Here is a 25,588-nt window from a genome sequence, read left to right as displayed (position 1 = left end):
TTTCTGGCCCTTAGCGTTCAGGTGCTATTCTCCGACCAAATCACTTCGCCGGAGAACTTGATGTCTCGACGCATTCCCCGCGCCCTTCTTTTGTTCCTCTTGTTTTTCAGCATTGCTGCCATCTCTCCAGCTAAACGCGTCACGCCGGCTGCAGCCCAGGGCCCCAATACGAGCCGAGCAGGGTATCGCTTTGATCGCGGCGGCTGGATGTTTGTGCATCTCGAGGGCTCGCCCTCCGAAATCGGCTTCCAGCACGGCCAACTGCTCTCCACGGAGATCCTCGACCTCCTTCATGTCATGAAGGTCGAAACGCTTCACGATACGAAGCGCGACTGGGCCTTCTATCGCGAGACCAGCCGCACGATGCTCTGGCCGCACATCGACGCCGAGTACCAGCAGGAGTTGCAAGGTATCGCAAAAGGAGCGCAGTCGAAAGGCGCAAAGCTCGACGTCTGGGACATCGTCGCTCTCAATGCCTCGATCGAACTGCCTTCCTACTACGTGCCGTGGCTCAACAAGCACGAGCACTCCGCGAGCGCTCCTCGCATTCTTCCAGAAGGCCACTGCTCGGCATTCATCGCCACGGGCAGCTATACCAAGGGCGGCAAGATCGTCGCGGCGCATAACAACTGGTCGAGCTATGCCGATGGCGAGCGCTGGATTGTGATGTTCGACATCAAGCCCGAGCACGGCCACCACATGATCATGGATGGCGAGCCCGGTGTTATCACCAGCCAGGACGACTTCGGCGAAACGGACGCGGGCCTCATCATCACCGAGACCACCATCACGCAGTTCGTCGGCTGGAACGCCGAAGGCAAGCCGGAGTTTGTGCGCAGCCGCAAAGCCATGCAGTACGCAAACTCCATCGACGACTACATCGCCATCATCAAGGAAGGGAACAACGGCGGGTATGCGAACGATTGGCTGATCGGCGACCGCAACACCGGCGAAATCGCATACCTGGAGCTAGGGTTGAAGAACACCCCCGTGTGGCGAACGAAAGATGGCTACTTCATCAGCTCCAACTTCCCGCGCGATCCCGCGCTGATCAAGGATGAAACCAGCGGCTTCAAGACCGACGATCTCTCCTCATCGATGAATGCGCGACGTCTCACCTGGGAGCACAAGATAGCCGCAAACAAAGGCCAGCTCGACGTGAATATGGCCGAGGCGTTTCTGGGGAATCACGAGGACAGCTTCACAGGCAAAACTGCACCGAGTTCGCGAACTCTTTGCGGCCATATTGATGCAGATCGGAAGGGAGTTCCCGAGTGGGGGGATGCGCCTTACTATCCCGATGGCGCCGTCACAGGAAAAGTGACGGACTCAGACCTCGCCGCAAACATGTCGCTGATCGCGCGCGCAGGCCATCCCTGTGGCGAAGACTTCATCGCGGGTCCGTTTTTGGCAAAGCACACGGAGTTCAGCTACCTCAAGCCGATTCTCCACGACATGAAAGCTGGACCGTGGAGTCAGTTTACGGCGGATCAGAAGCAGTAGCGGCGGTCTTCTGCTACTTGTAGATCTCGTGGATGTTGATCTCGGTCACTGGGCAGGTGACGTGTACTTTTGCTGCGTCAAACGACGGCGCGCTCAGCCCTACGTGCGGATTGTTCGCGAAGCCAAACCCTTCCTTGGGGATCCCGATGAAGTTTCGGTCCAGCTTGTGATTCTTGTTTCGTCGTGAATGGCGACAACGCCATAATCACCCGCAGGCAGGTTCTCCATCACCGCTGTCGCTTCACGCGCGCCTTGCGGAATCGGCGTGGGCCAGTGATTCACGGTCTTGCTCATGTCCTCAGGCCAGCCGTCGCGCGACTTGAAGATCGCCGATCCCACCACGCCGGTTGAGTTCCGCAAACCGTCGACATGGATGCGAAGCGTGCAGCCACCTGGGGAAGCGTTGCTCTGCGGCTGCGCGACGCCGCAAACGATTGCGGTGACGAAAGCGAAAAGAAGGATGTGTATGGGTTTCATCTGCCGATTAGACGAGCCGAGGAGGGAACTATTTACGCAGAAATGCGTGTCCAGAAAAGAAACCGGCTGGGAGCCGATTCCTTTTCTGAATGATGTCTGCTGGATTGTCGTGCTTCAGGAGAAACGGAGCCCGGGAACGATTGTTTCTCTAATAACGGCCGCCGCGCGCGCCTGCACTGCTGCCTTTACGTGCCTGGTAGCAGTCCCTGCAAAACACTGGACGATCGCCGCGTGGTTCGAATGGAACAGTCGTGGGCTGGCCGCAGCCGGAGCAAATCACTGGAGTGCCGTGGGAAGAAGCCTGCCGATAACCGGAGCCTCCCCCACCTTGTTCGCTCTTCTTTGCCATACGGCAAGGCTTGCAGCGCTTGGGGGTCGAATAACCGCGTTCTGAGAAAAACGCCTGATCCGCAGCGGTGAACGTAAATTCCTGTCCACAATCGCTGCACGTAAGTTGCATATCTCCGGCCATGGGTGTCCTCGCGGTGATTGTACATAGAGCTTGGTAAATTTAATATAAGAATCTTCTTTATCCCCGGAAACCTACACCGACGTTAAATCGTTTTAACGCATCGGTCTGCCTGTAACTTTATGGCGACTTTCCAACTCAAATACAGTGCCCGAGTGTCCACTCACGGATGACCGCCCCGAATCCGGAATTCGAAGCCGACTGCATACGCCGCATTCTCGCCGGCGAAAAGCACCTGTTTCACGACCTCATCCGGCCCTGTGAGCGATCCATCTACTTCCTGCTCTTTTCGCTTCTCAAGAACGAAACCGAGGCGGAGGACGTGGCGCAGGAAACCGTGATCAAGGTCTACCAGAACCTCGACAAATTCCGCGGCGAATCGCAGTTCCGCACCTGGGTTCTCTCCATCGCGCGAAACGAGGGCCTAGGCCGTTTGCGCAAGATCTCGAATCGCCGAGAGGATTCGCTGGAAGCCGATACCGACGAGCAGACGGGCGATTACACCCCTGCAATCCTGACCAGCTGGCGCGAAATCCCCGCTGAAGCCCTGGAACAGAAGGAGCTCGGAAACCTGCTGCGCAAGGCGATTGAAGGGCTGCCGGAGATATACCGTAACGTCGTGCTGCTCAGGGACATCGAAGAGATAGATATCCGCGAGACCGCAGCCGTGCTCAAAATCAGTGAAGCGTCGGTCAAGGTTCGGCTGCATCGCGCGCGAGCGCTGCTGCAGCGAGATCTCGCTCCGCAACTGAAGGGATTTGCCTCCGCAAAACGACGCTGGTTCGGGGGCCGCGCATGAGAATCGACTGCAAACACGTCTGGCAGCACATCTCGGCCTACATCGAGAACGACGTCGATCCGCAACTCCGCGCCGAAATCGACCGGCACCTGGAGACCTGCGAGATCTGCTCGGCCGTGCTCGATTCGACCCGGAATGTTGTGATTCTCATGGCAGACGACCGCGTCTTTGAACTCCCAGCAGGCTACAGCGAACGCCTGCACGCGCGGATTGACAGGGAATTGGAAAAACCGCACGGCTGGAATCCTGACGATTAGCAGGTGTGCGCAATCCTGCAGGGTGGCGGCGGTCCCTTGCGGTGCACCATGGGATGCGTCCACGTCTCGATCCCAACGAGTACAAGCGTGACGATAGCGAGGATGATCTGGAGCCGCTCGGATCGCTTTTCCTTCGCGCTCCGCTCGCGCCTGCGCCACTGCGCCGATGGCTGGTTCCGCAGGTGGCGCATCCACGCAATGACGACCAGGTTAATGACTGCGCCGATTGTCGCCACAATCAACATTGGTATGCGGATGGCGTCCTGATGCCAACCCTTTGCCGGTGCATAGATGCCGCTGGCGGCCGCAAGGGCCGACAGCCCAATGGCTACGCGAACACCGCTGATCGCAAATACCGCTGTGCAGAGGCTCTGTAGCAGAGCCAGCAGGAAACTCGCCCAGCCCACAGACCGGCTCCGAGCGACCCGTATCGGCATTCCAGGTGACTCCGTCGTGTCGACCGCTGGACTCTCTCGATTTACTTCCGTCTGCAAAATGTTGGCTCCCGAGCTATCTAGACGTCCCACCGCCTCAAACTATAGCATCCGTGATTTTGACCAATCCAAAGGTGCCGGTTGCCCGTTCATCACATAGGAAAGCCGGAGCATAGAAATTCATATCCAGCACGCCCCCTTTCCTTGTAACCTTTCGCGCATGCCCGCACTCACATGTGCGTGCTCATCCTTCTGCGTCGGACAGCATCGCTGCCACGCAACGTGACAACCGGCGGCTTCCCGCCCAAACCATACGAGGTCAATCACCCATGAAGAATCAACTCAATGCAATGTTGTTGACGGCTGCTCTCTCCGGCCTGATCGGTGGAACCACGGTTGCACATGCAGCAACGACCAGCGCCTCCAAGACGACCGTCAAGGCTGCCAAGGCCGGCCTGCAGTACGTCAACGGCGACAAGCCCGCCAAGCACTCCTGTAAAGGGAAGAACGACTGTAAAGGCCAGGGCGGCTGCAAGTCCAGCGACAACGGCTGCAAGGCCAAGAACAGCTGCAAGGGCAAGGGCGGCTGCGCCACTGACGGCTCCAAGATGCCGAAGGCAGTCTAGTCTTAACTACGATTCGGCGACCAGTGATCTGCATTCTGTTTACTGCAGCTTCACTGATCGCCGATTCCGTTTCTAACTGAGAACTGAAATCTGGCAACTGACGACTGTCTCTGAATGTCTTCCAATCGCTTCAACGCGTTTTCGAATCACGGCATCGGCATCGGACTGCGCATTCCGCATTACGAGCACATCTTCTCGCGCAAGCCCGTGGTTGACTGGTTCGAGATCATCTCTGAAAATTTCATGACGGACGGCGGCCGCCCGCTGCACACCCTCGACCGCATACTCGAGCAATACCGCGTCGTCCAGCACGGCGTGTCCATGTACTTCGGTTCCGTGACGGAGCCCGATCCCGAGCACCTCAAGCGCCTCAAAACCTTGGTCCGCCGCACCAATACTCCCTGGCTCAGCGATCACCTCTGCTGGGGCTCAGTCGACGGCACCTACACGCACGACCTGCTTCCGCTGCCGTACACGTGGGAAGCCGTCGAGCGTACGGCAGAGCGCGTCCGCAAGGTGCAGGACTACCTGGAAATCCCGGTCGCCGTCGAAAACGTCAGCTCGTACGCCGCCTTCACCGCGTCGGAGATGACGGAGTGGGAGTTCCTCAACGAAGTGGTTGAACGCGCCGACTGCGGCATTCTTCTCGACGTGAACAATATCTATGTCTCCTCGGTGAATCATGAGTTTGAACCGATGGAGTATGTGAACGCGGTTCTGGCGGAACGCGTTGCGCAGATTCACATCGCCGGACACTCCAAGTACGAGAAGTACATTCTCGATACGCATGATCATCCCGTGATCGACCCGGTCTGGAATCTCTATGCACGAGCCATCGAGCTCTGCGGACCGACGCCCACACTCCTAGAGTGGGACGATCACATTCCCAGCTTCGATGAAGTGCACGCCGAAGCGAAGAAGGCGGAGCGCTACCTGAATCGGACAGCTCCAGAAATGGCCCAGGCGGCGCAATGAGTACCATTTCGCTTGAGCAGATTCAGCGCGAGATGGCCGCCGCTGTCATGACACCCCTGACTCCGGATGACAACATGCGCAAAGAAGCGCCCGATGGCCGCTCCATGGAGCGCGTGGCCGCCTCGTTCATCGCGCCGAACAGCAGACTCACGTCCTTTGAACGCCTGGAAATCTACAACCGCCAATACTGGTACCGGGTCCTTGGCGCGCTTGCCGAAGACTTTCCGGCACTCCGCACGGTTATCGGCAGCCGCGCATTCGACGCAATGTCTGTCGGGTATCTCAAGGCGCATCCCAGCCGATCCTTCACTCTGAGAAACCTGGGAGGGCAGCTCGCAAGCTGGCTCACGACAAATCAGCACTTTGCCGCTCGCCGCGCCGACCTGGCGGTAGACGTTGCTCGCATCGAGTGGGCTTTCGTAGAAGCCTTCGACGGCGCCGAGCACGAGCCGCTGACGCTGGAGCAGATCGCCACGCTCGACGGCGGCTCCTATCTTGCCCTTCAGCCTCACCTTCAACTCGTCGAACTGACCTACCCGGTTGACGATCTCGTTCTGAACCTCCACAAGCAGGAGAAGCGCCAGGCAACAGAGGCGGGGGTGAAGCACGATGAGGATGATCACGCTCCCGCGAAGCTGCCGCCCATCCGCCGAAAGCCAACGTACCTCGCCGCGCATCGTGTCGACTACTCTGTCTACTATCTCCGCCTGAACCGCGGAGAGTTTCACACGCTTCGCGCCATCCGCGCCGGCAGACCTCTAGGCGAGGCAATTGAAGCAGGCGTGACCACTGCTCGCGTACCCGCGGCCCGCAGACCGCAACTGGTTCGACAGTGGTTTACCGCATGGGCTGAGCTGGGCTGGATCTGCGCGCCCGACCTCGATCGACTTGTCCGAAGCACGTAACTTCGCGCCGGCATCGCGTAACTTCTCCGTCGTTTCCATAATCAAACAAGTGTGACAACGCAAACTCAGCAACGTACTTTCCTCACCGCCGAGTGGAAGAACCTGCTCATGCTGAACTATGCCGTAGATCCTGCACTTCTGCGGCCCTTTGTCCCCGCAGGGACCGAGCTCGATTTCCATGAGGGCAATACTTACGCGAGCCTAATCGGATTCCAGTTCAACAAGACACGCCTGCTGGACCGCGCAGTTCCGTTTCACCAATCCTTTGAAGAGGTGAACCTGCGTTTCTATGTTCGGCGCGGAACGCGGCGGGGCGTCGTCTTCATTCGCGAACTGGTGCCGAAGGTCGCCGTTACCGCGATTGCCCGGCTCGCCTATGGCGAAAACTACTCCTGCGTGCCGATGTCGCACAAGCTGCAGTCGGTCGCGGGAAGGTTTTTGGCAGAGTATTCGTGGGGAGTTGGTGCCGCGCGCTGCACCATCACCGCCACCACGACGAAAGAGCCCTACCTGCCTGAGCAGGGCTCGCTGAGCGAGTTCATCACAGAACACTACTGGGGCTATGCCATTCGGAACGGCCGTACCGTTGAGTACCAGGTCGATCACCCTCAGTGGCAGGTGAGGGAAGCAGATACCGCGCAGTTCTCGGGAGACGGCTCCAGGTTTTACGCCGCTGATTTCGCGAGGCTGATCCAAGAGCCACCGGACTCCGCGTTTATCGCAGAAGGGTCGGCGGTGACGGTATTCAGGGGAACGCCCATCAGCAGTTCTCAAAGCAACGCCGGGACAATCTGAAAGGATCGTATGAACAAGCTAGTGAACGTTTATGCAGCAGTTGCCTCGGCCCTCAATAGCCTCCAAAGCCCGCTCCTGTTGGCCATCCGCCTCTACTGGGGCTTCCAGTTCGTGCAGGATGGCTGGGGCAAACTGACGCACCTCGACAAGGTCACGGATTTTTTCGCGAGTCTCAGCCTTCCCGCTCCGCATATGACTGCCCTCGCTGTCGCCCTCATAGAGTTCGGCGGAGGCATCTTCTTCGCACTCGGCATTGCCTCGCGCCTGACCTCTCTCGTCCTTTTCGTGAACATGACGATGGCCTATCTGAGCGTGCCCGACGACCGCGTCAACTTCTCGCACATCTTTTCGAAGCCTGAAGACTTCTACGGCGCCTCCCCTTATACCTACTGGTTCGCCGCGCTGCTCATCCTCATCCTCGGCCCCGGCCTCTTTGCCCTGGACACCCTGCTCAAGAGCCGCCTCGTGCCGGAGCGTGAGCACGCGCACAGCATGGCCTGACAGCGATTCGCTATCCTCGCCCTTCGAACTCGATAGGGCGTGGATCCAATGCGCATCGCCTACATTCTCACCTCGCTCGGAATCGGCGGCGCCGAAAAGCAGGTCATCTCCATTGCGGAGCGGATGGAAGCGCGCGGTCATCACGTCGCGCTCGTTGTGCTCAAGGACCCTGAGAAGCAGGAGTGGCCGACAACGCTCACGATTCATCGGCTCGGGGTGACGAAATTCTTGCCCAGTGCGATCGGCGGCGTTCCCCGTGCCCGTCGCATCCTGCAGACGATCAGGCCCGATTTACTTCACAGTCATACATTCCCGGCGAACATGATGGCCAGAGCCTTGAGGGCAACCGGCAGCGCACCGCTTGTGATTTCGACCATCCACAACGTCTACGAAGGAAACCTGCACCGCACGTTCGCGTATCGTCTCACGGACCGCCTCACGGTCTGCTCCACTGCGGTCAGTCGCGCAGTCGCAGAGCAGTACATCAAATCGAAGGCTGTGCCTCAGAAGAAGATCAGCGTCCTGACAAACGGAATCGACACGGACGCGTTCTCCCCCAGCAGATCGCTTGCAGATCAGGCCGGAAATCTTCCGCCACACCGTTCCGATAAAAGTTTCGTCTGGCTCGCAGCAGGCCGCGATGTCCCAGCGAAAGACTTCGACAATCTGCTCGCCGCATTTCGAATCCTGCGCGCCTCAATGCCCAAGGCCGAGCTCTGCATTGCGGGCCAGCCTTCCCCGCATCGGAATAACGAAGCGGGCGTTCAGTGGCTGGGTCTCTCCGCGAACATGCCGGAAACCCTTGCGCGCTGCGATGCTTTCGTTCTCAGTTCCGCGTGGGAGGGACTCCCGCTCGTGATCGCCGAAGCCATGTCGATGGAGAAACCTGTTGTGGCAACCCACGTTGGCGGCGTGCGCGAGTTCATCCGCGACAAGAGCGCGCTCGTTCCGCCGAAGGCTCCAGAAGAACTTGCAGACGCTATGTTGCGGATCATGCGACTCCCGGAGCCGCAACGCCATGAAATGGGCAGGCAAGCCCGCGCGATCATTCATCGCGACTTCAATATCAACACCAAGGTCGATGAATGGGAAGCGCTCTACTCCAGCGTTCTGCGTGCAAATGAAAAGGCCGGAGCGCGTGACTCCGGCCTTCTGCGGGAGTAGCGACTTAGAACGCAAACACCGCCTGGAAGAACATGCGCCGCGACGTCGATCCACCCGGTCCTGAGAAAGGTCCGTTTGCCAGGCTCGTCGATCTGCCGAACTCGCTCGATCCCAGCGTGCCGATGGGCGTTCCATAGTTCACGTTGTTGAAGACGTTGTTCGCCTCCACACTGAAGGTGAGGTTGTACTTGCGCCCGGTGCTGGCAGGGCCCATCATCCCGCCTGGACCACCGCGGCCGCCACCTCCGCCGAGTCCGCCGGGGCCAAGCCCGCCGCCCATGCCTCCACGTCCGCCCCCGTGCGGTCCGCCCGGTCCGCCGAATCCGCCGCCATTCACTCCGCCGGTTCCCTCCGTCTTCGGACCAACGCCGATCGTCTTGCTCATACGCACATTCAGAGCGACGCTTGCCGGGCCAGTGCCAAGATTCATTGGGACCAGCGAATCTCCAGGACCGGGAAGGGAATTGAGACAGCCGAATTGCGTCTGGAAATACTGCGCCTGCCCCGAAGTGCAAAGGGAGGCATCCGCATACGAGGGACGGTCGTTGATGAAGTTATCTCCCGTCAGATCCGTTCCGGACACGATGTTGTACGGACGCCCCGATCGCGCGATCAGAAACGGATTAAACCGCAGCGCCCACGGGCCGGTGTAGTTGCCCATAAGGAAGACCATGTTGCGATTCACAAATGCCGCTCGCCCGTAGTCCTGGCTCAGATTGTAGGAATTCGACGCGAAGCTTCCACCGCCGAATCCGCCCGCTCCGTTCGTATTCGCGAACGACAGATTGTAGAAACCGAAGAAGCTCAGCTTCGGCGAAATACGTGCGTTCACGTTCAGGATCATCTGGTTCTGCTTGAACACGGCCTCCGGGTAGTACTCCTGAATGATGCCGAGATTCGGATTCAGGCGCGGCCCCGTCGACTGGTTGTAGTAAGTGGTCCCGGGAACCGGTGTATACGGGTTGGCGTCGCGCGTCACCATCTGGTGCACGCCGAACGAATGCAGATAAGTTCCGGTTAAGGTGACGGTCTTCGTTAGCTGCCGCTCAATGCTTGCACCCACCTGCTGCGTGTAGGGTGAGTGGTAGTTGGGAGCGATCTGAACGAGCGTCGTCTGCGGCGTCGGGGTGTACGGAGCCGAGGGCAGACACCCGGAGAAGTCGAGATGATTGATGTCGGTTCCGCTCAGGCATGATGCGGAGAACTGAGTGGTCCGAACCTGCCCCGAATTGAATCCGTTCCGTGTTGCCGCAAGCAGACTTCCGATCGGCAGCCTGTCATAGAAGATGCCGTATCCTGCGCGCAGTACCGTTTTCGCCGGCTGCTTGCCCTTTGCATCAAGCGCATAGGCAAACGCCACACGCGGCGCCCAGTCATTGTGATCGCGAACGTGGTTCTGCGTCTCCCAGCGCAGGCCGCCTGATACGGTCAATCTCGGGTTTACCTTCCAGTCGTCTTGCACGAATAGAGCGCCATCGAAGATGTTCGACGTGTAGGCAGCGCGCCCTGCCGTTACGCTCAGGCTCACGAAATCCCCAGCTGGCAATGTGGACAGGCTCTTTCCCTGCGCAAGAGCGTTCAGCGCATCAACGTAGCCCTTCTCTGTGAACACGATCGATCCGTTGCGATTGGAGAAAGAGGAGTTCGCGTCGCGATTGTCGCGCAGCCACGCTCCAAACTTCAGTGTCTGGCTTCCCACGCTCATCGTCGTGTAGTTCTGCAGTTCGAAGTGATCCGCATGGTCGTCTGACGATTGTCCCGACGCGCCGCCTCCCGTGAAGTCACCGCTTACTACCAGCGTCGGCGCAGTGCTGGCCGGCGAGTTCGTCTCCTGCGAACGCCGATATTCGAAGCGTGTCTCGTTCACCATACGATCGTTGATGATGTGCGAGTCGCTCAGCTGAATGGAGTTCTCTTTGCTCGTGCTCTTAACGGATTGCGAAGGCAACTCCGTCGAGCCGATGTCGCCGGTCTCAGAGTCATAGAACCACTGGTAACGCAGCGTCATCGTGTCGTTCTTACCCAGCTGCAGATCAAGCCGGGGAGAGATGTTGATGTGGTTGTGCGGATTCGAAAGCGCGCCTGATGCACGGGTCGGAGAGATCGAGTAAAGGCCTGTTCCCGGGTCGAGCACCGCGGGAAAGTAGTTGTAGATCGCCTCGTCGTGGTTGTTCCGCTGCTCCACGCTCATGAAAAACGAGGCTTTCTTACTCAGCGCGCCGCTCACCGACGCGTTGTACTGCACGCGATAGTACGGTGGCACATTCGGAATGAAGGGGCTTCCTGTATTCGTCGCGCTGTCGTTGCCCATGATGAATACCTGGCCATGCAGCTTGTCCGTACCCGGCTTGGTAAGGATCTCAATGCGCCCGTATCCCAGGCGGTCGTACTCGGCTGAAAACGGATTCTGATTGACGCGAATCTCGCGGATGGCCGACTTCGGCGGAAGCTGTCCGCCGGTGAATCCATCGATATAGATTTGTCCGCCATTGGGACCTGCCGACGGGCCAGCTAATGCCTGAAGCTCGTTCGACAACTCGTCCGGATCGTCCGAGAGCGCATCCAGGTCCTTGTCCTTCAGCACCATCGCGTTGGCGTTTCCGCCCGCTTCTACGCTGACGGTTGGCGTGTCGTCGGTTACGACGACATTCTGCTGTTCCACCTCGATGGCCATCGCGACGTCCACGCGTTTCACCTGGCCGGCTGCAACTGGGATCGGCTGCGATTGAAAATCCGCAAAGCCAGCAAACGTCGCCTTGACGATGTAGCTGCCCGGCTCGAGGCCCATGACTGCGTAGGCCCCGCTCGCGTCGGCGGCTGCTGTGCCGGCGCTCTTCCCGTCTGCCGTCGTGACCGTGATCTTCGCGCCGGGGATCAGCGCTCCGGTCTGATCGGCAATATGCCCGTGGATCGTCGCAGTGGCGCCGGCCGTCTGACCCTGTGCGAATGTCGTTGTAGCCGCCATCAGCAGCGCACAGAAACCAATTGCAACCGAAATCAAAAAACGCAGACAAGTATCAATTCGTAAATACACGCATTCCTCGCAAATCAGATCGCAAAATCAGGGAAGTTCAAACTACTGCGTTGCACCACCGGCCGCGTCGCCGCCGCCGCCCATACTCCAGTTAGCCAGCAGATTGCGCGATGCTTCAGGGCTCTCAAGCAGAGGCTCGACGCCCGCCAGAACCTTGATCGCCGTGACTTCATTCGTGCCCTCGGTCGAAACCATCATGAGGGCTTCACCTTTTTGAAGGTCAGCGAGTTTGATAGCCGGTGCGCGCTCCAGCACCTGCTCCATATCTCCCGGTCCGCGGCGCCCTGCTCCAAATCCGCCCGCGCCTGAACCAAAGCTGCCAGGCCCCGATCCGGGTCCGCCTTGTGGCCGCGCTCCGGCTGCCGGCGGTTGACCCTGGGGAGCCCCGCCCTGAGGACGCGCCGCCATTGTGGGAGGTCCGCCCATGCCCTCCGGCATCGTGCCTTTCAGCCGCGCGGCAATCATGCGCGCCATCATGTCCGGCAGCCGTCTCATCTCCGCGTCCGGCGTCACCTTCACCGTGACGTTCTTCTTTGTTGCCAAATCTTTTACCACTACGCTGGAGTTTGCCGCGTCCACGCTCGTGATCGTTCCCGAGATATTCCGGAAGCTCCCCGATACAGCCTCGGTCGCGTTGAGCTCTGTCCCGTCCGCATTCTTCTGTCCGCGTGCACGGAATTGATCCCCGGCCTTCACCGCGTCCAACTGCGCCGGCTGTGCATCCGCAAAACGGATCGAGTTCGGCGGGTAGCGCTTCAATACCGCGTTCTTGGCAAGGTGCACAGTCACGGTCTTCGCTGTCGGACCGGCGCCGGTCGTCAGAACAACAACTCCGCTCGCCGCATCGACGCTCTTGACGAGCCCGCCCAGACCGTTTCGCTGCCAGTCGGTCATGTCCTGCTGTTGCTTCTGAGCGATATCGGTCTGCTTCACGGCAACGATCTGCTGCGCCTGCGGAGTGGCGCCTGCCGCATCCGGATCGAGCTTGACGAGCACGCGGTCTCCCGTCGCCAGATCGCTCAGCTTGATCGTCTCAGCCGTGCTCAGGTCTTTCTGCCCCGGAGCGATCCGTTTCAGTGTGGCCGAATCCGGTACCTGCACCTGGTGCGCTTCGCCCGCATCGGTTTTCACCGTGAGCGTATCGCCGCTGATCGAAGTGATAGTTCCAACGAATCTCTGGACTGCAGCCTGCGCCATCAGCCTGGGCGAATGGACAACCAGTGCACATACAATCAGCGCACACCCCAGCAAAACACAGGCCCGTTTCTCGATCATTCTTTTCATGTTTTCGCTCTTGCGTACCGGAGGCGGTACGGCTGGAATCGATATCTGTTTGGGTAGACGAGTCAACCGCGCAAAAGGTTGAGCACAGGTGCCAAACCGTGAACCCTGCGAAAGTACTTGAGATATGTGTTGTATCGATCTGCGAATGAAGGGTCTTACGCGCGGGCCAATCTTAAGCCTCTTTTAAGGTGTGAGTTTCTGCGCGACGCATCACGCGTACGCGATCTGTCCCAGCAACGCCGCCCTTGTGGCACCCGTTGCACTGGGTACATTCCCGGGCACTCGGTTCCAGGTGGCCCACGCGAGCAGGGCGAATGCCGCCGCCTCCTTGGCTTCAGCGGGAAGACCAAACTGCTCGGTTGTGGCCAACTTGCATCCCATCGGCTCAAGTCTCGACGACAGCATCTGCATCAGCGTCCTGTTCTTCGCGCCGCCGCCCGACACGATGTAATCGACAGGCGCATTCCGCATTGAGGACCACACAAACTGCTTGAAGCTGCGCACGATGCTCTCCACCGTGAGCGCTGTCGCGCTTGCGATCGCGTCTTGCGGCTTTTGACTTTCCCGCCTGCATGCGGTCTGAAAGGCAGCGGCGTACTCGCGTCCAAACTCCTCGCGTCCGGCGCTCCGCGGCGGCTTCCGCTTGAAATAAGGATTGCGCAGAAACTCCTCGATCACCGTCTCGAGCGCCAACCCTTTCGCCGCGATTGCGCCGTTGCGGTCGTAAGGTTTCCTGAACAGCTTCTGCGTTAACGCATCGATGACCATGTTGCCCGGCCCGGTGTCGAACGCCATCAATTCGCCGCCCTCACTGCCCGCCGGGATCGCCGTGAGGTTCGCGATGCCACCGATATTCTGCAAAACGCGCCCGCGCTTTGGATCTCCAAAGTAGACCTGATCGAAAAGGGGCACCAACGGCGCGCCCTGACCACCTGCGGCCATGTCGGCTGGGCGGAAATTCGAAACCACCGGAACCTTCAACTCAGCCGCAATCAGCGCGGCCTCCCCGGCCTGCCAGGTGCACGCAAAATTCCTGCCGGCATACTGATCCGCCCGGCCCTGGTGATAGAGAGTCTGCCCATGGCACCCGATCAGGTCGATGCTGAGTTTGTGCCGGTCCGCTGTAGCCTTCACGGCCTCTGCATACGCCAAGCCCAGGCGCCAGTTCAGCCGGGCAAGTTCAGCAGTCGAGGTCTTCTTCGCGTTCATAGCCGCCAACACAGCCGCGCGCAGGGCCGCGGGGTAGGGAAACGCTTCGTGTGCGACGATCGTGAGCTTTGGACGCTTCACTCCGGCGACCCGCACCACTGCAACATCAATTCCGTCCGCCGATGTCCCGCTCATCACCCCGGCAACGATCATCCGCTTCGCCGTCATACAGCTTCCGCCGGGTTAGCAGCCCGGGGATCGACCACCGCGGCAGCATTGGCCTGCGCTGCGACAGCATCGTTGAAGGCGAGTATCTTGCCTCGAAGGGATTCGAGAGCTTTTGCCGTAGGGCGCGGCGTCGGTCGGGCTCGATACAAACGGGCTCTTTTTCTGCCACACTCCTGCGCCGTTCTCAAAAGGACTTTGCGAAATGCCGACGACCGCTCAGCCTCTGCGATCAGTGCTTCGTACGTGCGCAGAATCAACTCGGCGCTATGGCAAATCTCCAGCAGATCCGAACCTGCGCGAATTGCCTCAACCGCCGCTTGTTCCACGGGCAGGAACTTCAGAATGCCGCCCATCTCCAGATCATCGGAGAAAACAATGCCCTTGTAGCCAATCTTCTTGCGCAGCGTCTCGGCAATCCAGAAACGCGACGCACTGGCTGGAATGTTTTTACCGGCTGTTTTCGGATACGCCGCGTGATTCGTCATAATCATCGGCATCAGCTTGTGCAACTCGCGATAGGGCACCGTGTCTTCGTTCCAAATCTGTTCCCAGTTCCGCTCGATAGCCGGCGTCACAAAGTGCGTATCCCCGGTCGCTCCGCCCAGCCCGGGATAGTGCTTGCCGCATCCCACAACACCCAGCGCGGCGAGCGCAGTGAGAAAGTCACGCGCATAGGCGATGACGTCCGCCGCCGTTGCGCCGGTCGTTCGCGACCCCAGAACGTCCGTAGCCTCCGGCAGCGTCAGATCCACAACTGGAGCCAACGTGGTGTTGAACCCGAACGCCTTCACCGCCTGAGCGATGAGCTCGCCATGCTTCCGCGCCAGCGCAGGTTTGCCGGATTTAGCAGACTGATTTCGATCCGCAGCCGCCACAGCCTGGGCCGACGCTATCGGCGCCAGCGCGTCGCGCAGCCGATTCACAGTCCCGCCCTCGACGTCGACACAACGTGCGCCAAAACGCGCTGCCAGCCCAGTAGCTTCGTTCAACAGCGCCCGCGTCTGTCCCACATCGGCAATGTTGCGGCGGAAAAGAATGATCCCGCCTGGACGTACCAGCTTGAGCCAGGCACGCTCCAATGCCGTCAGCTCCGTGCCGCCCAGCCCCACCACCAGCAGACTCCCCGCCGCTTCTCGGATCGTGACCGCCATCAGCTCTCCTATGTCCCTTAGTCCCTCTGTCCCTTAAGCTCTTGCTGCAGTTCTTCCAGAAGATTCAGTGCCTGCAGCGGCGTCAGCGCATTCACGTCCACCTGCTCGATGCGGTCCACGATTCGCTGCGACAGGGGCGTGAAGATCGTCAACTGCATCGGCTCCGGCGCGGTCTCCACCTGCACGCTCTGGCGCTCCTGCTTTTCGTGCTGCTTCAACACGTGCTTTGCACGCTCGATGACGGCAGCCGGCAAACCCGCCAGCTTCGCGACCTCGATGCCGTAGCTTTTGCTCGCTGCACCCGGCTCAATCGTGTGCAGAAAAACAATGCCCGACGCGCCTTCCTTGATGCCCACGCGCAAGTTCCGAACGCGTTTCAGCTTCTCTGCAAGCATGGTCAGCTCGTGATAGTGCGTTGCGAACAGCGTTCGCGCACCCGTCTCAGCATGCAGGTACTCGACCGTAGCCCAGGCTAACGAAAGCCCGTCGAATGTTGCCGTGCCGCGCCCCATTTCGTCGAGCAGAATGAGCGACCGCTTTGAGGCGGTATTCAGAATCGTCGCGGTCTCTGTCATCTCCACCATAAAGGTCGACCGTCCGCGCGCCACGTTGTCGCTCGCCCCGATCCTCGTGTAGATGCGATCCACCAGCCCCAGCCGCAAGCTCTGAGCTGGAACGAAGCTCCCCATCTGCGCCATCAGCACCAGCATCGCCGCCTGCCGCAGATATGTGCTCTTGCCGCCCATGTTCGGCCCGGTAATCAGCAGCAGGCTTGGCCCTTCGTCCGTGGCGCTCAGGTAGAGGTCGTTCGCAATGAATCGTCCCTCACGCGTGTCCTCCATCCACTGTTCGATCACCGGATGCCTCGCCGCCACTGCCTCGAGCACCAGCTCTTCCGTAAGCGCGGGACGCACATATTGCCGCAGAGATGCGAGGTGGGCGAAGTTCGTCAGCAGATCGGCTTCTGCCACTGCCGCAGATGCTCGCCGGATCCGGCCCGCGGCCTCCAGCACCGCACGCCGAAGCTCGCCGAAGATTCGCTTCTCAATTTCAATACAGCGATCGTGAGCAGTGAGGATCTTAACCTCGTACTCCTTCAGCTCCGGAGTCGTGAACCGCTCCGCATTGACAAGCGTCTGCTTACGCTCGTAATCCGCCGGAGCCATCGCCAGGTTCGCTTTCGTGATCTCGATGTAGTACCCGAACACCGAGTTATAGCGAACCTTCAGCGATCCGATCCCCGTTCGCGCTCGCTCACGCTCTTCAATGGCCGCAATTGATTGCCGACCCGTGGACGAGATGGATCGCAAATCATCCAGTTCCGCATCGACCCCCGGAGCGATCGCGCCTCCATCGGCCATGGTTAGTGGAGGCTCAGCAATGAGCGTGGCCGAGATTCGCCCGGTCACGTCTTCGAGCGTGTCGAGCCTGGCAGCCAGTTCACGCCACAGCGGCGACTGCATCGCACTGACTGCGGCCTTTAGCCCCGGCAGCCTTGCCAGGCTCGACGCCAGTGCACACACATCGCGCGGCCCTGCCGAGTCGAGGCTCAATCGGGCCAGCAGCCGCTCCAGATCGAGGATGCCCTCAAATGCGCGTCGTACCTCTTCGCGTTGCACCAGATCACTGTGCGCCTCTCCCACAGCCTCGTACCGCGCATTCAAAACGTCAGCGGCGATCAGCGGCCGCAAAATCGTGGCCCGAAGCAATCGCTTGCCCATGGGGGTAATGCAGCAATCGAGCGTGTGGAAGAGAGTCGCTCTGTCGTCCTGCCCGGCAAACAGCGGCTCGACCAGTTCCAGATTGCGCACTGTAACCTGGTCCAGCTCCAGTGCCATCGAGTGCTCCTGGAACCTTAGCGAGTCGATATGCAGGGCATCGTTCTTCTGCGTGGTGCGGACATAATGCAGCAGAACGCCGGCCGCGATTGCCGCGGCTTCATGCCCCACCAGCCCAAACCCCTCAAGCGATCGCACCTGTAGTTGCCTCTCGACCAGCGGCACGGCAAAGTCACGCGTGAATACCCAGTCCTCCACCCGCGTCCGCGCCGGAATCTTCTCGAGCGAGCCGGGCACCTCTGCGCCTGCAGGCAGCAGCACCTCGCTCGGGCCAGCCAGAAGCAACGAATCAAGTGCCTGCTGCCGCGCCTTCGCGCCCTGAAACTCCGAGGTCCGGAACTCACCCGTCGAGACATCGAGCAGCGCCACTGCGCAAAACGGCTGTTTTTCGGGGCCGCTCTCGAAGTACGCGGCAAGGAAGTTGTTCTGTTCCTGTCCAATCCCCGCGTCTAGCGCCGTACCCGGCGACAGCACCCGGATCACCTCGCGCTTGACGATCTTCTTGGTGAGCTTGGGATCTTCCATCTGCTCGCAGATCGCGATCCGGTAGCCGCGTCGCAGCAATCGGGTGAGATACGCCTCCACCGAGTGGTAGGGTACCCCGCACATCGGCACCTGGCGCTCGCGGTCGCGCGCTGTCAGCGTTAGCTGCAACTCCCGGCTCGCCGTTACCGCATCGTCATAGAAGAGCTCATAGAAATCCCCCATGCGGAAAAAAAGCAGGGCATCGGGATTCTCCCGCTTTGCCGAAGTCCACTGCCGCATGAAGGGCGTCATCTCGCGCGACTTGTCAGAATCTGAGCCCGCTCGCACCGCACCGCTGTCCGCCGAGTCTGCGGACAAACCTGGTGAACCTGATGCGAGGTCAACGCCGGCCAGCACGACTGTGGCCTGTTCTGAGGGGAGGCTCTCTTTAATCACGCTGGTTTCAGCTTACTCTCATGGATCTTCCACCTCTGCCTGTGGAATGCAAGGACGAAAAGCACATATCTCTTCGGTAATCGCAAGCCGGGCGCGGTGCCAACTTTCCATTTTTTGATCGCGCCTTGTCTGACGTACTCTGGCGTTGATGGAGTCGGCCAAGTCCAATCGAGACGCAAGATACCTGATCATTATCGGGGTCATCGCGTTCTTGCTGATTGGCGCAGCCGTGGTCGCGGCCAAACGAAGCAACTCCGTGCAGGACTTCACCACCGCCTACTATCGCGGAACCTGCCTGGTTCAGCACTGTGACCCGTATAGCGGCGCAGATATGGAGGCGCTTTACCGCAGAGCCGGTGAACCGCCGTTTACCTCCGATCAGGAGCGGCTGGTTGCTACCCGCAATATCTATTTACCCGGCGAGTTTCCATTTTTGATCCCGCTCGCCGTCTTGCCGATGGATCTTGGCCGGGCACTCTGGATCTTGCTTATCGCGGGCAGCTTCATCCTTGCGTGCTTCCTCATGTGGGAACGAGGTGCCCGCTACGCTCCGTTATTGTCGGCTGTGCTCGTTTCATTTTGTCTGCTGAACAGTCCGACACTCTTCTACTTCGGCAATCCGGCCAGTTTTCTGGTCCCGTTCGCAATCATCGCCGTATGGTGCTTCCTCGAGAACAGATTCATCTGGGTCGGCGTGGTCTGTCTCGCGGTGTCCCTGATCCTCAAGCCCCACAACGCGGCGTTCATCTGGATCCTCCTGATCCTTTTCTCTGCAGGGTCACGGCGTCAGGCCACCCGGACTCTTCTGCTGATTGCCCTCATCAGCATTCCTGCGACTGCATGGGTATTTCACATCTCGCCCGGGTGGATGCACGAATTCTCAGCCAATCTGCAGGTGTTGAACGGCCAGGGCGGCGCGAGCGATCCCAGCACTCCGCACGGCACCTGTGGGTTGATCAACTTGCAGGCCGTCACCAGCCTGATGTGGGAAACGCCCGGAGCCTATAACCTCGCAACGTACCTGATTTGCGCACCGATGTTTCTCTACTGGGCCCTGCTCACGCTGAAGCCGGGCGGTCCGGCTAGAGTTTGGTATGCTCTCGCAACCATAGCACCGCTCTCCCTCTTGCCCGTGTACCACCGGCAGTATGACGCCAAGCTTCTGCTTCTATTGGTCCCTGCATGCGCGCTGCTGTGGTCTCGAGGGAAAGTCCTTGCCTGGGTAGCTCTCGGCATCACAGCCTGCGCGTTCATCGTCACCGGTGACGCCTTCGGCATAGCTCTATTCGGACTCATGCATCATCTGTACCCCGATGCGGGAGCGCATTACAGCCGCCTCCAGTCCGCAGTCCTTGACTGCCCCGTACCCCTGACTCTCCTGGCGACTGCGATCTTCTATCTATGGGTATACGCGCGCGAGACTTCAGTACGTGAGACGACGCAAACGCAACCGGTAGAGCCGGGAGAGCGGGTGCACAGTGTCAGTTAGCGCGGGATCGGGGAACATCAGGGGATGTCCTCCCCGCCAGCCCATGGGAAGCATCCATCTGGTGATTTGGATCACAGTATACTGAGTACTAAGGCTTTAGATTGAGTACGGCATGCATCTCCTGTGGCTACGAGTCGCGACCATCCTATACGCGGCCGCAAGTGTCACCATCTTCCCCGCCGTGCTCAGTTCCTCAGATCGCGCGCGGCGCTGGTGTGTGCACCTGGGAGGCATGGCCTTCTTCTTCCACTTCGTCTCTGCGGTAGAAATGCTGGTTCAGGCCCACCGTTGGGTCCCGGTCGGAGCGCGCGAAGTTGAATCTCTGCTAGGGTTTGCCATCGCCGGGCTCTACTTTCTGGCCTGGTGGCTCTATGAGGCCATGTCGCTCGGCGTCTTCGCCCTGCCGATCACATTCTTCCTCGTATTCGTGCCCTCCCTGGGCGCTCAAGGCTATGCCTTTCCCTCACAGGGAGTTCGCACCAGCTGGCTCGTGGCGCACATTGCCGCACTGCTTTGCGCCTACGCAGCTCTGGGCTTCAGCCTGCTCTCGTCAATCCTCTACCTTGCCCTGGAGCGCCGCCTCAAGTCCAAACTCAAGAATCTGACAGAAACCGGCCGTTCAGCCTTCGACTGGCTCCCGCCCCTCGACACCCTCGAGCGCATCGCCAACTCCATGCTGCTCTTCGGTTTCCCCTGCATGACCGTCGGACTGATCCTGGGTGCCGTGCTCGTCCAGGAAACCTCGCTCGGGGCCGCCTACTTCGTCGATCCCAAGGTCCTTGCCTCTTTTGTGATGTGGGGCCTCTACGTCCTTCTCATATTCCTTCGGTGGACCGCCGGCCTTCGGGGCCGAAGAGCTGCGTACCTCTCTGGCGCCGTTCTCATCGTCATGGTCTGCGTCTGGGCCGCGAACATTGTCAGCCGCGTCCACAGGTTCGGTGCCCCATGAGCCAGCTCGTCCTCATCGGGGTCAACCACAAGACCGCGCCCATCTCCCTTCGCGAGCGCATTGCCATCAACCGTGACGAGCTGCCGGAAACCACCCGCGCTCTCGCCGCCCAGCCCGGCGTCACCGAGTGCATGATCGTCTCCACCTGCAACCGCGTCGAGATGCTCGCCGCCGTCGATGGTCCAGCCACCGATATCCGCAGCTTTCTGTACACGCACTTCGGAATCGCCCAGTCTGAGCTTGGGCCTCACATTTATGAGCACCGCGACCAGCAGGCCGTCCGGCATCTCTTCCGAGTAGCCGCCAGCCTCGACTCCATGGTCGTAGGCGAACCGCAGATCCTCGGCCAGGTAAAGGACGCCTTCGCCTCGGCCTGCGCCGCCGGAACCGTCTCCGGCCAGCTCGAATATCTGCTTCAATCGGCCTTCGCTGCCGCCAAGAAAGTCCGCACCGAAACCGCCATTGGCTCCAACTCCGTTTCCATCGCCTCTGTCGCCGTCGAGCTGGCGCGCAAGATATTCGGGTCGCTCAATGGCCGCACCGTCTTCCTCGTGGGAGCAGGGAAGATGAGCGAGCTCGCTGCCCGCCACCTCGTCCAGCAGGGAGCAGGCGCCATCCTCGTCACAAACCGCACCATGGAGCGTGCCCGCCAGCTTGCCGAGCCCTTCAACGGCCGGGTCATCCCCTTCGACAAGCTCTACGAGACCACGACCGAAGCCGACATCGTTATCAGCTCCACTGGCGCGCCGCACCATATCTTCCGCCCGGAGCACGGCCAGCAGTTCATGCATCGGCGCCGCAATCGCCCGATGTTCTTTATCGACATCGCCGTGCCCCGCGACGTCGATCCGGCGATGAACAAGATTGAAGGCATCTTCGTCTACGACATCGACGACCTTCAGCAAGTCGCAGCCGCCCACATCGCCGAGCGCAAAACGCAGGCCGGCGATGCCGAGGCGCTCGTCGAAGCCGAGGTCGAGCGCTTCCACCAGCGCCGCCGCACTGTCAATGTCGCACCAGCGATCGTGAGCCTTCAGCGCCAGGCAGAAGAGATTCGCGTCAACGAACTCAAGCGCATGCACGCCAAGCTCGGCCCTCTGACCGACGAACAGATCGCCGCGGTTGAAGCCCTTACCCGCGGGCTGGTCAACAAATTCCTCCATCCGCCGATGCAGGCTCTCAAGCAGGCCGCCCGCGAAAACGACTCCACGCGCGTCGAGGCCCTCTGCGAAACATGGTCCCTCCCGGCCGCAGCCGACCCTGAACCGCAATCGCAAGCTACAGTGGTTCCCATCGATCAACCTGAAAAGAAAACTTCCCCGCGCGAGAGCGAAACCAGCGCCGTAGGAGGCAAATGAATCTGCGCATCGGCAGTCGCGGATCGCAACTCGCGCTCTGGCAGGCCAACCACATCGCAGCACTGCTGCGCACCCACGGCCACAGTGTCCAGATCGAGATCATCAAGACCACCGGCGACAAGCTGCAGGAAGTCTCCTTCGCCCAGGTCGGCTCCAAGGGCATGTTCACCAAGGAGATCGAAGAAGCTCTCGCCGAAGGCCGCGTCGATCTTGCCGTTCATTCGCTCAAGGACCTTCCGACAGAACTACCCGCGCCCTTTCGACTCGCCGCCACGCCCAAGCGCGTCGATCCGCGCGACGTTCTCGTCTCGGTTAAATACCACTCTCTGCACGCGCTGCCGAAGGGAGCCGTTGTCGGCACCAGCAGCCAGCGTCGCCGAGCGCAGCTTCTGGCTCTCCGGCCCGACATCAAAGCCGTCGAGTTCCGCGGCAATGTCGACACGCGCTTGCGCAAACTTGAAGAGGGCCAGGTGGATGCCATCCTTCTCGCCGCAGCAGGCCTCGATCGTCTCGAGAAAGCCGAGTGGGTTCGCGAGCGCTTCGAGCCGCACCACTTCTGTCCCGCAGCAGGTCAGGGCTCCCTCGGAATCGAAACCCGCAAAGAAGATCACGACACACTCTCCGCCATCGCATTCCTCGACGACGCCGCCACCTGTTACGCCGTCACCGCCGAGCGCGCCGCTCTAGCCGCATTAGGCGGCGGCTGCCAGGTTCCCATCGGCATCCACTGCCGCGTCGCCCCGCAAAGCGAATCAGGCGAGTGGCAGGAAATTTTCGGTGTCGTGGCCGACCCCGCTACCGGCAAGGCTATCCGCGCTCATCACGAAGTCCGCCGCGCCGAAATGGGTCCCCTCGCCCTTGGCCAGCTCATCGCGAACAAGCTCATGAAAGCCGGCGCGAAGGAACTCCTTGCGTCTACAGCCGAGCCGGCCCCAGGCGCATCGGCATAGAATCCGTTCAGGGACCATCAAGCCTTGAATCTTGAGACTGTCATCCTGAGCGGAGCGGCTTTCTTCAGCGGAGCGAGGGATTTGCTTCTTCAACACTCTCGTTCCTCCCATCGGTGTCGATCATGACGTCGCTGCCACTCGCCCACAAACGCATCCTCGTCACCCGCGCCGCTCACCAGGCCAGCAAACTGAGCGACGGTCTCCGCGCCGCCGGGGCCGAGCCCGTCGAAGTTCCCGTCCTCGAAATCCGTCCGCCCGAGTCATACGATGCCCTCGACGCCGCCCTCCACAACCTCAGCACTTACGACTTGATCATCCTCACCAGTGCGAACGCAGTTCACGCCATCGTTGAACGCACCGCTGCATGCGGCGTTGTCAACAACGAGCGGAAGCCTCAGATTGCCGCAGTCGGCAAAGCCACTGCAGAAGCCGCTGGCCAGGCCGGCTTCTCCGTCGCCCTCACTCCAAAGGAATACGTCGCCGAAAGCCTCCTCGAATCCCTCGCCGATCTTGCCTCCGGCCAGCGCATCCTCCTCGCCCGCGCTGCCATTGCCCGCGACCTCATCCCCGACACCCTCCGTGCCACCGGCGCCATCGTCGACGTCGTTGACGCCTACCAGAACGCCATCCCGCAAGACGCGCCCGCCAAACTCCGCGCCGCGCTCGCATCCCGCATCGACGCCGCTACCTTCACCAGTTCCTCCAGCGTCACGCATCTCGCCGACGTCGCCCGCGTTGCCGGGATCGCCTTTCCATTCTCCGGTGTCAAAGCCATCTCCATCGGCCCCATCACCAGCGCCACTCTTCGTGAACACAACTGGCCTCCCGCCGCCGAAGCTGACCCCCACGACATCCCCGGCCTGATCGCCGCCGTTATCAGCCAGTTCTGATTTCTTCTAAACTACAGATATGCAGCGAGCACTCCCCCGCGCACTGCTGTCGGCGCTCTTGTGTGTCTTCACGGCGGAGGTCATCCCCGCCCAGACACCCCACTCCCTCACCTACGCCCCTGGCAAACAAATCACCCTCAATCTTCCCGAGCAATTCGACATCAACATCGCCGCGACCGGCCTCAAGCGTGTCCGCTTCTTTGCGAAGTCTCCTGACGGCCGCATCTTCGTCACCTCGATGCACGACCTCAGCGACAACCGCCTGGGCGCGGTCTACATTCTCGAAGGCTGGAACCAGCAATCGCATCGCTTCACGCACATCACCCTCTACCTCGACCATCTGCGCAACCCCAACAATCTCGCCTTCTACACCGATACCGCAACGAAGCAGAGCTGGCTTTATCTCCCGCTGACCGATCGGCTCATTCGATACAAATACAACGCCGGCGACACCGCGCCGACCTCCGCCCCCGAGACGCTCATCCGGTTTCCTGACTACGGGCTTCACTACAAATACGGCGGCTGGCACCTCACCCGTACCGTTGCGGTCGCGGAGATCGCCGGCAGGCCGCGCATCTTCGTGTCGGTTGGGTCATCGTGCAACTACTGCCGGGAAGACGAGGTCCTGCGCGCATCCGTCGTCAGCATGGACCCCGACGGCAAGAACCAGCACCTCGAAGCGCAGGGCCTTCGGAACGCCGTCGACATGCAGCAGATCCCCGAACTCAATGACGAGCTGTTCGCCACCAACATGGGCGACGACCACCTTGGAGACAGGCTCCCCGAAGACACCTTCTTCCAACTCGCCCTTGACTCCAACGCCACACCCAACTATGGCTGGCCCGCATGCTACTTCTCGCAGGGCAAACCTGTCCTTGACCAGACTCCCTTGCCGACGCTCGACGACGCCCGAACAACAGGGAAGACAGCGCCCAAGCCTCCAGGTTCCAAATCGCCAGCGAGCGATTCAGTCTACGGCGAACAGAAAGGCGTCTCGGCCGCAGGCACCAATCTCACCGCCGGCGGTGGCCATCACGCTGCCGATCCCAACGCAAACCTCGGCAAAGCTCCCCCGCCTCTTCAATCGTGCAACCACGTTCCACCCGCGTACACCACCTTTGCCGCGCACAGCTCACCGCTCGGTTTCGCCTACTTCGGCAAGCAGGATTCAGCTCTCGCCAACAGCTTCCTTGTCGCTCTACACGGAGCAAGCCACCCGCACATCGGCAGCGGCTTCAAAGTCGTGCGCTTCAGCCCTGCCGATCGCAAGCCGCAAGACTTCCTCACCGGCTTCCTCACAACCATCAACGGCAAGACTGTCGTCCACGGCCGCCCCTGCGCAATCCTCCGCCTCGCGCCGGACACCTTCCTCCTCAGCGACGACTATCTGGGCCTCCTGTATTACATTCATCCGCACGGGAGGTAGGGAGGCCGGTAGCTCG

At 60.4% G+C, this 25,588-nt stretch carries 22 protein-coding genes and 1 pseudogene; 15 read left to right on the top strand and 8 right to left on the bottom strand.

Annotated elements, in window-relative coordinates:
• Positions 1-60: 60 nt before the first annotated feature.
• Positions 61-1,503 carry a C45 family autoproteolytic acyltransferase/hydrolase gene (locus tag DHV10_RS03380; RefSeq protein WP_109484886.1) on the top strand — a complete coding sequence of 481 codons (1,443 nt, stop codon included), beginning with the start codon at positions 61-63 and terminating at the stop codon, positions 1,501-1,503.
• A 13-nt stretch (positions 1,504-1,516) separates the two neighbouring features.
• On the opposite strand, the pseudogene DHV10_RS03370 reads toward DHV10_RS03380, so the two are convergent.
• A pseudogene (locus DHV10_RS03370) lies at positions 1,517-1,980 on the bottom strand (DUF2141 domain-containing protein).
• Between the two features lie 148 nt (positions 1,981-2,128).
• On the bottom strand, positions 2,129-2,440 hold the full coding sequence (locus DHV10_RS28150; RefSeq protein WP_420818737.1) for a CxxC-x17-CxxC domain-containing protein: 312 nt from the start codon (positions 2,438-2,440) through the stop codon (positions 2,129-2,131).
• 178 nt (positions 2,441-2,618) lie between these two features.
• On the opposite strand from DHV10_RS28150, the gene DHV10_RS03360 reads away from it, so the two are divergent.
• Positions 2,619-3,248, top strand: coding sequence for a sigma-70 family RNA polymerase sigma factor (locus DHV10_RS03360; protein WP_109484883.1), 630 nt, complete (start codon positions 2,619-2,621; stop codon positions 3,246-3,248).
• Positions 3,245-3,505, top strand: a complete 261-nt coding sequence (locus DHV10_RS03355; RefSeq protein WP_109484882.1) for an anti-sigma factor family protein — start codon at positions 3,245-3,247, stop codon at positions 3,503-3,505. The genes DHV10_RS03360 and DHV10_RS03355 overlap by 4 nt, the downstream gene beginning before the upstream one ends.
• Here the strand turns inward: DHV10_RS03355 and DHV10_RS03350 are convergent.
• A complete protein-coding gene (locus tag DHV10_RS03350; protein WP_204101308.1) occupies positions 3,502-3,912 on the bottom strand; it encodes a hypothetical protein in 411 nt (136 codons plus the stop codon). The genes DHV10_RS03355 and DHV10_RS03350 overlap by 4 nt on opposite strands.
• 356 nt (positions 3,913-4,268) lie before the next feature.
• On the opposite strand from DHV10_RS03350, the gene DHV10_RS03345 reads away from it, so the two are divergent.
• From DHV10_RS03345 to DHV10_RS03320, 6 genes are all read left to right on the top strand, one after another.
• Positions 4,269-4,565 carry a hypothetical protein gene (locus DHV10_RS03345; RefSeq protein WP_109484881.1) on the top strand — a complete coding sequence of 99 codons (297 nt, stop codon included), beginning with the start codon at positions 4,269-4,271 and terminating at the stop codon, positions 4,563-4,565.
• Between the two features lie 114 nt (positions 4,566-4,679).
• Positions 4,680-5,540 (top strand): MNIO family bufferin maturase, encoded by an 861-nt coding sequence (gene bufB, locus DHV10_RS03340; protein ID WP_109484880.1) that lies wholly within the window; start codon positions 4,680-4,682, stop codon positions 5,538-5,540.
• A complete protein-coding gene (locus DHV10_RS03335; RefSeq protein ID WP_109484879.1) occupies positions 5,537-6,445 on the top strand; it encodes an HvfC/BufC N-terminal domain-containing protein in 909 nt (302 codons plus the stop codon). The genes bufB and DHV10_RS03335 overlap by 4 nt, the downstream gene beginning before the upstream one ends.
• Positions 6,446-6,496: 51 nt before the next feature.
• The gene (locus DHV10_RS03330; RefSeq protein WP_204101307.1) at positions 6,497-7,240 is read left to right on the top strand and encodes a YqjF family protein; all 744 of its coding nucleotides are present in this window, start codon (positions 6,497-6,499) and stop codon (positions 7,238-7,240) included.
• Positions 7,241-7,249: 9 nt separating this feature from the next.
• Positions 7,250-7,741 (top strand): DoxX family protein, encoded by a 492-nt coding sequence (locus DHV10_RS03325; protein WP_109484878.1) that lies wholly within the window; start codon positions 7,250-7,252, stop codon positions 7,739-7,741.
• Between the two features lie 48 nt (positions 7,742-7,789).
• Entirely contained in the window at positions 7,790-8,905 is a 1,116-nt protein-coding gene (locus DHV10_RS03320) for a glycosyltransferase (RefSeq protein ID WP_109484877.1), read from the top strand.
• Between the two features lie 4 nt (positions 8,906-8,909).
• Here DHV10_RS03320 and DHV10_RS03315 read toward each other — a convergent pair whose 3' ends face one another.
• The 5 genes from DHV10_RS03315 to mutS all read right to left on the bottom strand — a co-directional run bounded on the left by DHV10_RS03315 (position 8,910) and on the right by mutS (position 18,366).
• The gene (locus DHV10_RS03315) at positions 8,910-11,870 is read right to left on the bottom strand and encodes a TonB-dependent receptor (protein WP_162601158.1); all 2,961 of its coding nucleotides are present in this window, start codon (positions 11,868-11,870) and stop codon (positions 8,910-8,912) included.
• 111 nt (positions 11,871-11,981) lie between these two features.
• Positions 11,982-13,223, bottom strand: a complete 1,242-nt coding sequence (locus DHV10_RS03310) for a DUF5666 domain-containing protein (RefSeq protein WP_162601157.1) — start codon at positions 13,221-13,223, stop codon at positions 11,982-11,984.
• Between the two features lie 210 nt (positions 13,224-13,433).
• The gene (locus DHV10_RS03305) at positions 13,434-14,600 is read right to left on the bottom strand and encodes an anhydro-N-acetylmuramic acid kinase (RefSeq protein ID WP_109484874.1); all 1,167 of its coding nucleotides are present in this window, start codon (positions 14,598-14,600) and stop codon (positions 13,434-13,436) included.
• Positions 14,597-15,751, bottom strand: a complete 1,155-nt coding sequence (nagZ, locus tag DHV10_RS03300; protein WP_109484873.1) for a beta-N-acetylhexosaminidase — start codon at positions 15,749-15,751, stop codon at positions 14,597-14,599. Before nagZ ends, DHV10_RS03305 begins: the two co-directional genes overlap by 4 nt.
• A gap of 17 nt (positions 15,752-15,768) precedes the next feature.
• Entirely contained in the window at positions 15,769-18,366 is a 2,598-nt protein-coding gene (mutS, locus tag DHV10_RS03295) for a DNA mismatch repair protein MutS (protein WP_109485683.1), read from the bottom strand.
• A 292-nt stretch (positions 18,367-18,658) separates the two neighbouring features.
• Between mutS and DHV10_RS03290 the strand changes: the two genes are divergently transcribed.
• From DHV10_RS03290 to DHV10_RS03265, 6 genes are all read left to right on the top strand, one after another.
• Positions 18,659-19,999, top strand: a complete 1,341-nt coding sequence (locus DHV10_RS03290) for a DUF2029 domain-containing protein (RefSeq protein ID WP_109484872.1) — start codon at positions 18,659-18,661, stop codon at positions 19,997-19,999.
• 112 nt (positions 20,000-20,111) lie between these two features.
• Positions 20,112-20,948, top strand: coding sequence for a cytochrome C assembly family protein (locus tag DHV10_RS03285; protein WP_109484871.1), 837 nt, complete (start codon positions 20,112-20,114; stop codon positions 20,946-20,948).
• Complete coding sequence (gene hemA, locus DHV10_RS03280) at positions 20,945-22,306, top strand: glutamyl-tRNA reductase (protein WP_109484870.1); 1,362 nt, start codon at positions 20,945-20,947, stop codon at positions 22,304-22,306. The genes DHV10_RS03285 and hemA overlap by 4 nt, the downstream gene beginning before the upstream one ends.
• On the top strand, positions 22,303-23,256 hold the full coding sequence (gene hemC / locus DHV10_RS03275) for a hydroxymethylbilane synthase (RefSeq protein WP_109484869.1): 954 nt from the start codon (positions 22,303-22,305) through the stop codon (positions 23,254-23,256). Before hemA ends, hemC begins: the two co-directional genes overlap by 4 nt.
• Before the next feature lie 122 nt (positions 23,257-23,378).
• A complete protein-coding gene (locus tag DHV10_RS03270) occupies positions 23,379-24,146 on the top strand; it encodes a uroporphyrinogen-III synthase (RefSeq protein ID WP_162601156.1) in 768 nt (255 codons plus the stop codon).
• 19 nt (positions 24,147-24,165) lie between these two features.
• Positions 24,166-25,572, top strand: coding sequence for a PQQ-dependent sugar dehydrogenase (locus DHV10_RS03265; RefSeq protein WP_109484867.1), 1,407 nt, complete (start codon positions 24,166-24,168; stop codon positions 25,570-25,572).
• The last annotated feature ends 16 nt before the right edge of the window (positions 25,573-25,588 follow it).

This window comes from Occallatibacter savannae (assembly GCF_003131205.1).
GTDB lineage: Bacteria > Acidobacteriota > Terriglobia > Terriglobales > Acidobacteriaceae > Telmatobacter > Telmatobacter savannae.
Note: the sequence above shows the minus strand (reverse complement) of the source record. Positions and strands in the feature narration are given on the sequence as shown.